Here is an 11985-nt window from a genome sequence, read left to right on the forward strand (position 1 = left end):
AATTATCCTCTACTCTAATCATCTTGACGGAGGTTCTACGGCCAGCTCCGCCGGCCGTCGTCTCACCAGGCCTCGCGTACAGCGGGTTTTCCGTGTTCAGCGATGCCAAACAGTGATGACTTTTTATTTCGAGGTCTAAACACTACGGGATTGACAATTATCTTACAACCCGGGTGCCCGCATTCCGTGCCTGTAAACGACACGAAACGCAGGGTTTTCACCGGGATCAGATCAGCGAGAGGTCTCGGAAAGTGCGGTAGCCAACTGAGCGTCGGCAAATTGAAGATCGGCCAGGCGCCGATAAAGCGGAGAGTTTTGCAGCAGTTCGCTGTGTCGGCCGATGGCCTGAATACGGCCCTGGTCCAACACCAGAATGCGGTCGGCTTCGAGCACCGTCGATAACCGATGCGCGATGATCAGCGTGGTCCGGTCACGCATCAAGGTCTGCAATGCCTGTTGCACCTGATGCTCACTTTCCGAATCCAGCGCGCTGGTCGCTTCGTCCAGCAACAGAATCGCCGGGTTTTTCAAAATGGCGCGGGCGATAACCAGCCGTTGCTTTTGCCCACCGCTCAGACGCACGCCGTTTTCACCCAGATGGCTGTCGAACCCCTGCGGCAAGGCCATGATGAAATCGTACGCATGAGCGGCTTTGGCCGCAGCGATTACCTCTTCATCGCTGGCATCGGGTCGGCCGTAACGGATGTTGTGCCAGACGTTCTGGCTGAACAGCACCGGCTGCTGCGGAACCAGACCGAACTGATCACGTAATTCGGCCAACGCTAACGAACGAACGTCCTGCCCTTGCACCTGTACGACACCGGCTTGTGGGTCGTAAAAACGCAGCAACAGTTCAAACAAAGTCGATTTACCCGCTCCACTGGGACCGACCAGCGCCAGCGTTTCCCCACGCCGCACGCCGAGCGATACACCATCAAGCGCGTTGTGATCCGGTCGGCTGGGATAACTGAAACGCACCTCGTCCAACCGCAATGCCTCGGCCTGATTCAGGTCGGCCGCAACAGGCTGCGCCGGGTCGGTGATCAACGACGGCTCGGCCAGCAATTCCATCAAGCGTTCGGTCGCACCGGCGGCACGTTGCACTTCACCGTAGACTTCCGAAACGCCCGCCACACCAAAAGCGACCATCACCGCGTAAAACACAAAAGCCGCCAATTCACCGCCGCTCATCTGGCCGGTCATAACGTCGTAGCCGCCCACCCAGATCATGGCGGCAATGGCGGTGAAGGCGAGCAGAATAACGACCGCCATCAGGAAAGAACGTTGGCGAATGCGTTGCCGCGCCACCGCCAGAGCTTCATCGACTTCGACTTGGAAGGCGGCCTTTTCGTAACCTTCCCGACCGTAACTCTGCACGGTTTTGATCTGACGGATAATTTCGCCAGCGTACGTGCCAACATCCGCCACGCTGTCCTGGCTGCGCCGACTCAGCACGCGCAGTTGCCGGCCCATCAACATCACCGGCACCAATACCGCCGGCACACCGAGCAACACCACGGCCGCCAGTTTCAGGTTGGTCACCACCAGCATGATCAGACCGCCGGTGACCGTCAGCACATTGCGCAACGCGAACGACAAGCTGGAGCCGATGATCGATTGCAGCAAGGTGGTGTCGGTGGTCAGCCGCGACATGATGTCGCCGCTCTGGTTTTCCTCGAAATAACTCGGATGCAAATGCACCAGTTGGGCGAACACATCGGCGCGCAAATCCGCCGACACTTTTTCACCCAGCCAGGTGACCAGATAAAACCGAGTGAAGGTGCCGACCGCCATCGCCACCACCAACACCATCATCAAACCGAGGGTGCGGTTCAACGCACTCAACGACGACGCCAACAGCCCCTGATCGATAACCAGACGCACGCCCTGCCCCATCAACAACGTCAGGCCGGCGGTTAAAATCAGCGCCAATAAGGCACCGGTGAGAATGCCGCGATAGCGGCTCAAATAGGGCCAGAGCTGTGCAAGAAATCCAAACGGTAACGAAGAGCGGGTGGCGGGTTGGCTGGACATGGAGTTCCCCTTTCATAGATGCTGCCCACCATCTGGGCCAGGCCGGGGAAAACAAGCGAGGCCGGGCCGAAAGTGACTTATGGACTGCCACAGACGGGAGCCTGCAATGGCCAACAACCCCATTGCGCTGTTAAGCAAAGAACAGCGCGAACAACTTAATCTGCATTGCCGCCACTGGTTTGAAGAAGAGCTGAGCCTCGACTTGGGTCAGTTCGAGGCCGAATCGGTCATCGACTATTTCATCGAACAACTGACGCCCGCCATTCACAACCGCGCCATCGCCGAGTCTCTGGCAGTGGTGCGCGAATACCACGCCCGCATTGAAGACGACCTGTACGCCCTGGAACAGGCCGAGCGCGGCTGAGCGGTTCGGGTTACATCGGGCCGTCCAATAACGCCGCTGGCGCCTGCGCGCAGTCGGCTTCGCTGAAAGCGGCATTCAGACTCGGGTAGGCTTGGATCAGTTTGCGCAATCGCTGCGCATCGCCAGTGGTCAGCAAACGCGTGCTGGCGGTTTCTCCGGGTATCGATTGATAGCGCCGCCCGACTTCAGCGGCAATGGCCTCGCCGGTATCGATCAACCGGATGCCGGAACCAATCAACGCCTGAATGCGTTCGCGCACCAAGGGGTAATGCGTGCAACCGAGCACCAGACGATCAACCCCCGCTTCAACCAGACCCGGCACGTACTCGTGCAGCAGTCGGTCAATATCGGGATTATCCGGACCACGTTCGATGGCATCGGCCAGATGCGGGCAGGGTTGATTGAGAATGCGGGTATTAGGGTTAAAGCGCGCCGCCAGATCCTGATAACGGCTCGAAGCCAAAGTGTTTTCTGTCGCCAGAATACCGATGGTACCGGTGCGACTGCCGAGCGCCGCCGGCTTAATACCGGGTTCGACACCGACGACAACCACCGTCAAACGCTTGCGCAACGCTTCGACGCAATGCGCGGTAGCGGTGTTACAGGCGACGACCAACAGCGTCGCGCCCTGATGAATCAACCAATCGGCAATGGCATCGCAGCGTTGCTGCAACAACCAACTGGGTTTGGCGCCATAAGGCGACCAGCGCTGATCGGCCACATACAACAGCGGCGCCTGTGGCAAACGCTGACGCACCCAGCGCAGCACCGTTAAACCGCCGATGCCCGAATCAAAAACCCCGATCACACTTGCGACTCCTGCTCAATCGAGGCAGCAAGCCTAAGGTGAGACCGGGGTTAAGTCTAGGACCGTTCGATCAGATCAAATCGAGCGCCGAACGGGCGTCGAGATAGTCCAGACCCAGGTCTTCGGCCACGCTCTTGTAGGTCAGCTTGCCACGGCAGACATTCAGACCCGCCAACAGATGTGCATCGTCCGCCAGCGCCTGTTTGGCGCCTTTATTCGCCAGTGCCAGCGTGAACGGCAAGGTGGCGTTGTTCAGTGCCATGGTCGAGGTGCGCGCAACCGCGCCGGGCATGTTGGCGACGCAATAATGCACCACGTCATCGACCACGTAGGTCGGCTCGGCGTGTGTAGTCGCCTTGGAGGTTTCAAAACAGCCGCCCTGATCGATAGCGACATCCACCACCACCGCGCCCGGTTTCATGCGTTTGATCATGTCGGCGCTGACCAGTTTCGGCGCTGCGGCACCGGGAATGAGCACGGCACCGATCACCAGATCGGCGTCCAACACCTGCTGTTCCAGCGCTTCGCGCGTGGAGTACAGCGTGCACAGACGATTGCCGTATTGGCGATCCAGGGCGCGCAGCGCATCGATGTTTTTGTCCAGCACAGTCACGTCAGCGCCCATGCCCACAGCCATTGCAATGGCGTTTTGACCAACCACGCCACCGCCAATGACAACCACTTTGGCCGGCGCCACGCCCGGCACGCCGCCGAGCAACAGGCCACGGCCACCCTGAGCTTTTTCCAGACAGTGCGCGCCCGCCTGAATCGACATCCGGCCAGCCACTTCCGACATCGGTGCCAATAACGGCAAACGACCGGCGGCGTCGGTGACGGTTTCGTAGGCGATGCAGACCGCGCCAGACGCCAGCAAATCGTGGGTCTGGTCAGGGTCGGGAGCGAGGTGCAAATAGGTGAACAGGGTGTGGTGTGGTTTGAGTTTTTTGCGTTCAACGGCCTGCGGTTCTTTAACCTTGACGATCATCTGCGCCCAGTCGAACACCGCATCGGCGTCAGCCAGAATCTGCGCACCGGCGGCCTGGTATTCTTCGTCGCTGAAACCAATCGCTGCACCGGCAGCGGTTTCAACACCGACCTCGTGGCCGTGATGGATCAACTCGCGCGCCGCCGACGGCGTCAGCCCGACGCGGTATTCATGGTTTTTGATTTCCTTGGGGACGCCAATCTTCATCGCAGCCCTTCTCCTCTGTCATGGGTTCTGCTGCGCGGATCGACGCGCAGCAACCCCGTCAGTATAGAAAGGTCGCGGTTAAAAGAGGTTCTGTATTAAGGCGGTGAAACAAGAAGATTATTAAGACAAATGCTGATTGGCCGGAAATAAAACGCCATACCGAGCCAATAGCAGTGGATTTCACTGTGACGACGTTGCCGACTGGGTCAAGGCATCGCGCTGGCGCACCGAATGTCGCTCGATCAACCGGGGCGTAAAACGACGCGGTTGCTCCACCGCCGGAAAACGCTCGTCCAGATCGTGCAACACCAGTTGCGCCGCCAACGCGCCCATTTCGCCAATCGGATAGCGCACCGTGGTCAATCGTGGCGACAACAACCGCGCCAGAATAACGTCGTCAAAACCAACCACCGAAATCTCTTCCGGTACGGAATAGCCGCTGTCTTTGAGCATGTTGATGGCACCGGCAGCCATGGCATCGTTGTAGGCAAACACAGCGGTCAGGTCCGGGCTGCGCCGCAACACTTCGGCCATGGCATCGTGGCCGCCGGCTTCGTCTGGAAAGGCACGCACCTGATCGCGACGATCGGCGTCCAAACCAAATTCTTTCAGCGCGCGCTGATAACCGCGTTCGCGGTCGGCGCCATCCTCAATGCCCCGGTTCGAACCGATGTAACCGATGCGGCGATGGCCGCGCGCCAACAGATGACGCGTCGCCAGATAGGCGCCTTCTTCGTTATCGAGATAGACACAACGCTCTTCGAATCGCGGCAGTAAATGGTTGATCAGCACTACCGGCGTGGAACCGCCGACCAGCGCTTCCAACTCGGCTTCAGGCAAGGCTTTGGCGTGTACGATCAAGGCGTCGCAACGGCGCTCGAGCAAAAACCGAATCGACTCACGCTCTTGTTCAGCCTGGTGATAGCCGGCAGTTACGATAACGTGCTTGCCGGCATCGAGCAGCACCCGATGCACGCCAGCCATCAGTTGGGCAAAGAACGGCGAATCGATTTCACCCACCACCAGACCGACGCAGTCAGAGCGCTGACTGACCAAGGCCCGCGCCAGCGAATTGGGTCGGTAATCCAACGCCTGCATCGCCGCCAACACCGCTTGCCGTTTGCTCGGCACCACCGAATCGGGGTGGTTGATCACGCGCGAGACAGTGGAAACCGATACGCCAGCCTGAGCCGCAACGTCTTTGATGGTGGACAAGCCAACGCCCTCACTGATTGAAATCGAGCCACAGTCTGACCGCTTTCCCGCAGCGATACAACGACCGACTTTCGTGCAACTTGAAAACGTTTTCAAATGACTTAGACTGAGCCGAGCAATCACAGGGAGCCGCCATGAAGCCGCCCGTTTTCGACGCGCAGGATCACCCGCATCGTCGCTACAACCCACTCAATGATGACTGGATATTGGTCTCGCCGCACCGCGCCAAGCGGCCTTGGCAGGGTCAGACCGAAGCGGCCAGCAACGCCGTCTTACCCAGTTACGATCCGCAGTGTTATCTGTGCCCGGGCAACACCCGGGTCAGCGGCGAAACCAATCCGGCGTACAGCGGCACCTACGTATTCGAAAACGATTTCGGCGCTTTGATGCCCGACACACCAAAAGCGTCACATCCGCAAACCGACCCCCTATTTCGCGCCGAACCGGAAACCGGCGTGGCCCGGGTGTTGTGCTACAGCCCGGACCACAGCCTGACGCTGCCGGAACTGCCATTACCGGCCATTCGCGCCTTGGTCGATACCTGGGTCGATCAACTGACCGAACTCGGCCAGCACTATCGCTGGGTGCAGCTGTTTGAAAACAAAGGCACCGTTATGGGTTGCTCACAGCCGCACCCGCACGGCCAGGTTTGGGCTAATCAGCATTTGCCGTCGCTGCCGGCGCACGAAGACGCCAGCCAGCGGCGCTATACGGCCGAACACCGCAGCCCGATGCTGCTCGATTACGCCCGACGCGAAGCCGCCGACGGCCGTCGTACGTTGGTGCAGAACGAACATTGGATCGCCGTCGTGCCTTATTGGGCCAGCTGGCCGTTTGAAAGCCTGGTGATGCCGCTGACGCACCGCCGCCATCTGGACGATCTGACCGACGCGGAAAAAGACAGCCTGGCCGATCTGCTCAAACGTCTGACCAGCCGCTACGACAACCTGTTTCAAACCAGCTTTCCGTATTCAATGGGCTGGCACGGCGCGCCCTGTGGCGACACCGAACGCGACCATTGGCAAGTGCACGCTCACTTTTACCCACCGCTGTTGCGCAGCGCGACCGTGCGCAAATTCATGGTTGGCTACGAAATGCTGGCCGAAGCCCAGCGCGATCTGACCCCCGAACAAGCCGCTGAGCGCCTGCGCGCCGTCAGCGACCGTCACTACCGAGAGCAGACTGCATGAACCCTTTGGCCATTGAGACCCGCGCCGCCTTTGAACGATTGTTTCAGACGCCCGCCGAGGCGCATTTTCTGGCGCCTGGCCGCGTCAACCTGATCGGCGAGCACACCGACTACAACGACGGCTTTGCCCTGCCCGCCGCCATCGACTTTCACACCTGCCTCGCCGGCAAACCACGCGCCGATCGCATCGTCCGTTTGTGTGCGCTCGACCAGGGCGAAAGCTGGTCGCAGTTCAGCCTCGACGAACCCATTGAACGCGATCCCAAAGCGCCCTGGTCCGACTACCTGCGCGGCGTCTGCCACGTCATGCTCAGCAGCGGTTTCCAACTCAGCGGCGCCGACTTGCTGGTGCACGGCAACATTCCGCAAGGCACGGGTTTGAGTTCGTCGGCGTCATTGGAAGTTGCCACCGCCCGCGCCTTAACCGGCTTCAGCGGCGAAGCCTTGGACGGACCAGCAGCGGCACGTTTTGGACAACGCGCCGAAAACGAATTCGTCGGCATTCAATGCGGCATCATGGATCAGCTGGTGTCCGCCTGCGGTCTGGCCGGCCACGCCACCTTGATCGACTGCCGTTCGCTCGACATCAAACCGGTGCACCTGCCCGAAGACGCGGCCATCGTAGTGATCAATTCGCGCATTCAACGCGGCCTGGTCGACAGCGAATACAACAGCCGGCGCCAGCAGTGTGAACAGGCCGCGCGTATTCTCGGTGTGCCCAGTCTCAGAGACGCAACGACCGACGATTTAATCGCTCACCAACGCGAATTGCCCGCCGTCACCGCCCGCCGCGCGCGCCATATCCTGACCGACAACGATCGCACTCTGGCGATGGTCAAAGCCCTGGAAAGCAGCGACTGGACCGCCATCGGCAAACTGATGGCCGCCAGCCACGCTTCCATGCGTTACGACTTTGAAATCACCCTGCCGGCCATCGACGAACTGGTCGATGCCGTCGCCGCCGAACTGAACGGCATTGGCGGCGTGCGTATGACCGGCGGCGGTTTCGGCGGTTGCATGGTGGCCGTGGTGCCGCAGTCGCAAGTCGAAACGGTGTTGAAGGTGGTCGAACGCGGCTACCCGGATGGCCGCACGCCAGCGCCCGTGGCCTACGTCTGCCAACCGGTGAATGGTGCCTATCCGCAGGGTTGATTACTTGTCACAGAGTTGATTCGACTGGCCACAGGGCCGATTGGACTTGCCACCGGCCAGCTTTCACAATGCGCCCCTCAATCATTGCCATCGAACAGGAGTCGCTCGTGTCTGCCAAAACGCTGATCGCTGAAGAAGTCTGGGGCCAACTGGACGATGGTCAGGACGTCCTGCAATTCCGGCTGCGCAACGAAGCCGGCGCCGAAGCCCGACTGACCAATTTCGGTGCCGCCCTGATCGGCTTTTCTTTGCCCTGGCAGGACGACCGCCTCGATCTGGTGTTGGGTTGCGACGATCTCGCCAGCTTTGTCGAACAAAGCGCCAGCCTCGGTGCCACCGTCGGTCGGGTTGCCAATCGCATCGGCTTCGGCAAAACCGAGATTGACGGGCAAGCATTCACCTTCGAAACCAACGGCACGCCGCACCATTTGCACGGCGGCAGCCACGGCTTTGGGCGTCGGCTGTGGGATTCCCGGTTGTCGCTGGAAGACGGCGTACCGACCTTGGTGCTGCGCCTGCATTCACCGGACGGCGACGCCGGCTATCCCGGCGCGGTCGATATCATGCAAACCATTCAACTGTGGCCGGACAACCGGCTGAGCTTCGACATTCAAGCCACCACCGATCAACCAACGCTGGTGAATCTGACCAACCACGCCTACTTCAACCTGGCCGGCAACATCGCAGGTGAATTGAAGAACCACGAATTCCGCATCCACGCCGACCGCGTCACCGAAGCCGACGAAACCGCTCTGCCCACCGGCCAGGTTCTCGACGTTGAAAACACCGTGCTGGATCTACGCGACTGGACCGACGTCAGCCCGCGCTTAGCCACCCTCGACGATGCTGCTTTGCGCCGCACCGAAGGTTACGACCACAACTTCATCATCGCCGACGCACCGCTGAACGACGCCGTACTGCAAGCCGAAGCGCGCAACAACGTCACCGGCTTCTGGTTGAAATGTTTCTCCAACCAGCCGGGCGTGCAGTTTTATACCGGGAATTTTTTGGGCGGCACACCGAAGAACGCCAACGAGCGCTATCTGCGCCACGGCGCTTTTTGTTTCGAACCGGGCTTGTGGCCGGACAGCAACAACCACGCGCATTTCCCCAACGCCGTCCTGCGGCCGGGCGAAAACTACCACAACGTCATCGTTTATCAGTTCGGTCAGGACGACCCGGCCAACTGGTATCACTCATAAAAAACATCGCGCATAAAAAACATCACGCACAAAAAAGGCGGCTGAATGACTCAGCCGCCTTTTTTACATCGTATTAATCAGACGTTTTCGCGCTGTGCCGCCCGGGCCGCTTCCTTCTGCGCTTTACGCTCGGCAATGGTGTGGCGGGCGTCTTGACCGATGTGTTGCTCACCACGTTCAAGCGCCAGTTGCACCTGACGTTCGCGTTCAATAAACCGCTGGCGGCGCTCTTCGGTCACTTCGTCGTAACAGTAGGGGCAGCTGACGCCCGCTTCGAAATGAGCGTGCGATTTATCCGCCTCAGAAATCGGACGGCGACAGGCGTGGCACTGGTCGTAATGGCCCGGCTTCAAACCGTGGCCGACGGTAACGCGGTTGTCGAACACAAAACATTCGCCGCGCCACATGGATTCTGCTTCCGGCACTTCTTCGAGGTATTTCAGAATGCCGCCTTCGAGGTGATACACCTCATCGAAACCTTTTTCTTTCAAAAACGCCGTCGATTTTTCGCAGCGGATACCGCCGGTGCAGAACATCGCCACCTTGCGGTGTTTTTCCGGGTCGAGTTCACGCGCCACGTAATCCGGAAATTCGCGGAAGGTTTGAGTGTTCGGGTTAACCGCGCCTTCGAACGTACCGATGCCGACTTCGTAATCGTTACGGGTGTCGATCAACAACACCTCCGGATCGCTGATCAGCGCATTCCAGTCTTGCGGCTTCACGTAAGTACCGACAATGTGACGCGGATCGATGCCTTCAACGCCCATGGTCACGATCTCTTTTTTGAGTTTGACCTTGGTGCGGTAAAACGGCATCTCGTCGCAGTGCGACTCTTTATGGCTAAACCCGGCAAACACCGGTTGAGACGTCAGCCAACGGTGCAACTCGGCAATGGCATCGGCGCTGCCGGCCACGGTGCCATTGATGCCTTCACTGGCGAGCAGCAGGGTGCCACGAATGCCGAGGCGTTCCATCAGATCCAGCAACGGCTGGCGGTATTGGGTGTGGTCGTCCAGGCGCACAAAATGGTACAGCGCCGTCACAACAATAGGTGCGGTCATCGATAGGTCTCCAGCGGGCTGAATCGCAAATTCAGAGCCAAAGTGAATGTAGGTTTTGCAAGGGTGCGCATTTTAGGCAAGGCGTAAAGGTCTCGCAAGCAAGGCGGACCTTGTTCTCATCCCGAGCGGTGCGGGGTTCAACCCGGATTCAAAGGCGTCTAGACTGAGCGCGGCCTTTCAATTGGTAATTCAAACGTTTTTAAAACGTTTTTTCATAATGAATTTTTCATAAGGAGTGGCAGCATGAAGAAACTGGCAATGGCCGCTGTGTTGACAGCCCTCACCCTCGCCGGCACCGCCCAGGCAGGCGGCGGCGGAACCGAATTGGGCATCGCCGGTTACGACGGCGGCATTGGTGTCAATGGCGCGCTGGGTTTCCCGATCAACATTCCGGCGCTGTCCGGCAACGGATTGAACACCTACGGCGAACTGGAACTGGGCGCGGGCTTTACCGAAACCCCGTCGGTCGGTGCCGATTTGTCCATGGGTTTGCTGCTGAACATTGAATACGGTCTGGACATCTACGGCAGCATCGGCCCCGGTATCGGTTTCCAGAACGACGGCGAATTCGGCCTGGCGGCTGAAGTCGGTCTGAACATTCTGATCAACCGCACGACCCTGTTTGTCGAAGGTGGCGCTCATCCGGGCGCGCCGTATTTCACGGTCGGCATGCAGTTTTAAGTCGCCTGACGGCGCTAAAAAAAACGGCCCTTTCCGGGCCGTTTTTTTATGTCTTTGATTGCGTTCCAATTCCCTGCCGTTGCAAAAATGCCAGAACTTCCTGCAAGGTTTTGGCGGTATTTTCCGGCGCCAGCAAATCGCCTGCGATCACATGGTTCGAATGGCCGATCAAAGCGTCCACCTTGATCCGTTCCCGCTCGGCGCCCCAGCGCTCGTACACCTTGTCGGTGTAACGGCTGTCGACCACCTCATCGTAATCGCTGTAGATAAACAGCGTCGGTGTGCGCACCTGCTCAATTGGGCTTTTCTGAATCGCCTGCACCAGCGACTGCAATTCGTGCAGTATTCGCGTCGGATACCGCGTCGTCCAATAACGGGCGACAAACTCGTTCGGCGCCTCGGTTTCGCGGTATTCCCCGGCGAGGTATTTCAGCCAATAGCGCGACCACGGCCAGGTGAACATCGTTGCTGCCCACATGCGGATTTTGAAATTCGGCGATACCAGAACCAAGGCCGCCAACTGATCCTGGGTGCTGGGTTGTTCGGCCAGCCAGGTCGCCAGCGTGCCGCCGGTCGAGCAACTGAGCAGGATAACCTTGTGCCCCAGTTGGGTGGCAATTTGCCAGGCCTCGGCGGTGTCTTTTAACCAGTCGCCAGCGGTGGCGTTACCCAGACCATCGCTGCCCACGCCATGCCCGGCCAGGCGCGCGCTGTAGAGATTGGCACCCAGCGCCTGCGCCAGCTGTTCCGGAATCGGTGCCAATTCCTGGCGGGTTGCGGAAAAGCCGTGGATGTAGAGCACCACAAAGTCGGTCTGCGCCGGCTGTTCCGGGTTGGCGAAATCGATGTGTTTCTCACCGCCGGGCACAACATTGAACGCCGACTCCTGCTCGGTCAGCCAGGCCGGCAACTGATTCCATTCAATCGGCAATTCTTCCAACAACCACTCGAGCACCACCTTAGGCCGAGGCCCCAGGAACCACAGCAATAGCAGCAGTGCTACAAGGATCAAGACAACCCAGGTCATCGTCATGATTCAGGCTCTCTCTGGTGTGTGGCTAAAGTCTAGCAAAGCGTTTTATATATG

At 59.2% G+C, this 11985-nt stretch carries 11 protein-coding genes; 5 read left to right on the forward strand and 6 right to left on the reverse strand.

What is annotated here, in order from left to right:
* Positions 1-231: 231 nt before the first annotated feature.
* Entirely contained in the window at positions 232-2034 is a 1803-nt protein-coding gene (locus tag DW349_RS10605; RefSeq protein WP_108125592.1) for an ABC transporter transmembrane domain-containing protein, read from the reverse strand.
* Between the two features lie 106 nt (positions 2035-2140).
* Between DW349_RS10605 and DW349_RS10610 the strand changes: the two genes are divergently transcribed.
* Positions 2141-2398, forward strand: a complete 258-nt coding sequence (locus DW349_RS10610; protein WP_157954344.1) for a DUF2164 domain-containing protein — start codon at positions 2141-2143, stop codon at positions 2396-2398.
* Between the two features lie 10 nt (positions 2399-2408).
* On the opposite strand, the gene murI is transcribed toward DW349_RS10610, so the two are convergent.
* The 3 genes from murI to DW349_RS10625 all read right to left on the reverse strand — a co-directional run bounded on the left by murI (position 2409) and on the right by DW349_RS10625 (position 5613).
* The gene (murI, locus tag DW349_RS10615) at positions 2409-3206 is read right to left on the reverse strand and encodes a glutamate racemase (protein ID WP_108125594.1); all 798 of its coding nucleotides are present in this window, start codon (positions 3204-3206) and stop codon (positions 2409-2411) included.
* A gap of 70 nt (positions 3207-3276) precedes the next feature.
* The gene (gene ald / locus DW349_RS10620; RefSeq protein WP_108125595.1) at positions 3277-4398 is read right to left on the reverse strand and encodes an alanine dehydrogenase; all 1122 of its coding nucleotides are present in this window, start codon (positions 4396-4398) and stop codon (positions 3277-3279) included.
* 180 nt (positions 4399-4578) lie between these two features.
* Positions 4579-5613, reverse strand: a complete 1035-nt coding sequence (locus DW349_RS10625) for a LacI family DNA-binding transcriptional regulator (protein WP_108125596.1) — start codon at positions 5611-5613, stop codon at positions 4579-4581.
* Positions 5614-5747: 134 nt separating this feature from the next.
* Between DW349_RS10625 and DW349_RS10630 the strand changes: the two genes are divergently transcribed.
* The 3 genes from DW349_RS10630 to DW349_RS10640 all read left to right on the forward strand — a co-directional run bounded on the left by DW349_RS10630 (position 5748) and on the right by DW349_RS10640 (position 9156).
* Complete coding sequence (locus DW349_RS10630; RefSeq protein WP_108125597.1) at positions 5748-6803, forward strand: UDP-glucose--hexose-1-phosphate uridylyltransferase; 1056 nt, start codon at positions 5748-5750, stop codon at positions 6801-6803.
* Positions 6800-7954: a galactokinase gene (galK, locus tag DW349_RS10635; RefSeq protein WP_108125598.1), complete on the forward strand. Its 1155-nt coding sequence runs from the start codon at positions 6800-6802 to the stop codon at positions 7952-7954. Before DW349_RS10630 ends, galK begins: the two co-directional genes overlap by 4 nt.
* 107 nt (positions 7955-8061) lie before the next feature.
* Positions 8062-9156: an aldose epimerase family protein gene (locus DW349_RS10640; RefSeq protein WP_157954345.1), complete on the forward strand. Its 1095-nt coding sequence runs from the start codon at positions 8062-8064 to the stop codon at positions 9154-9156.
* A 77-nt stretch (positions 9157-9233) separates the two neighbouring features.
* Here the strand turns inward: DW349_RS10640 and trhO are convergent, their stop codons facing one another.
* Positions 9234-10217, reverse strand: coding sequence for an oxygen-dependent tRNA uridine(34) hydroxylase TrhO (gene trhO / locus DW349_RS10645; RefSeq protein WP_108125600.1), 984 nt, complete (start codon positions 10215-10217; stop codon positions 9234-9236).
* 243 nt (positions 10218-10460) lie between these two features.
* On the opposite strand from trhO, the gene DW349_RS10650 reads away from it, so the two are divergent.
* The gene (locus tag DW349_RS10650; RefSeq protein ID WP_108125601.1) at positions 10461-10898 is read left to right on the forward strand and encodes a hypothetical protein; all 438 of its coding nucleotides are present in this window, start codon (positions 10461-10463) and stop codon (positions 10896-10898) included.
* A gap of 46 nt (positions 10899-10944) precedes the next feature.
* Here the strand turns inward: DW349_RS10650 and DW349_RS10655 are convergent, their stop codons facing one another.
* Positions 10945-11931 (reverse strand): alpha/beta hydrolase, encoded by a 987-nt coding sequence (locus DW349_RS10655; RefSeq protein WP_108125602.1) that lies wholly within the window; start codon positions 11929-11931, stop codon positions 10945-10947.
* Between the last annotated feature and the right edge of the window lie 54 nt (positions 11932-11985).

Source organism: Saccharospirillum mangrovi (assembly GCF_003367315.1).
GTDB classification, from domain to species: Bacteria; Pseudomonadota; Gammaproteobacteria; order Pseudomonadales; family Natronospirillaceae; genus Saccharospirillum; species Saccharospirillum mangrovi.

Coding starts and splice junctions, on each gene's coding strand:
- DW349_RS10605 (WP_108125592.1), bottom strand. CDS start 2,034: ATGTCCAGCCAACCCGCCACCCGCTCTTCGTTACCGTTTGGATTTCTT.
- DW349_RS10610 (WP_157954344.1), top strand. CDS start 2,141: ATGGCCAACAACCCCATTGCGCTGTTAAGCAAAGAACAGCGCGAACAA.
- ald (WP_108125595.1), bottom strand. CDS start 4,398: ATGAAGATTGGCGTCCCCAAGGAAATCAAAAACCATGAATACCGCGTC.
- DW349_RS10630 (WP_108125597.1), top strand. CDS start 5,748: ATGAAGCCGCCCGTTTTCGACGCGCAGGATCACCCGCATCGTCGCTAC.
- galK (WP_108125598.1), top strand. CDS start 6,800: ATGAACCCTTTGGCCATTGAGACCCGCGCCGCCTTTGAACGATTGTTT.
- trhO (WP_108125600.1), bottom strand. CDS start 10,217: ATGACCGCACCTATTGTTGTGACGGCGCTGTACCATTTTGTGCGCCTG.
- DW349_RS10650 (WP_108125601.1), top strand. CDS start 10,461: ATGAAGAAACTGGCAATGGCCGCTGTGTTGACAGCCCTCACCCTCGCC.
- DW349_RS10655 (WP_108125602.1), bottom strand. CDS start 11,931: ATGACGATGACCTGGGTTGTCTTGATCCTTGTAGCACTGCTGCTATTG.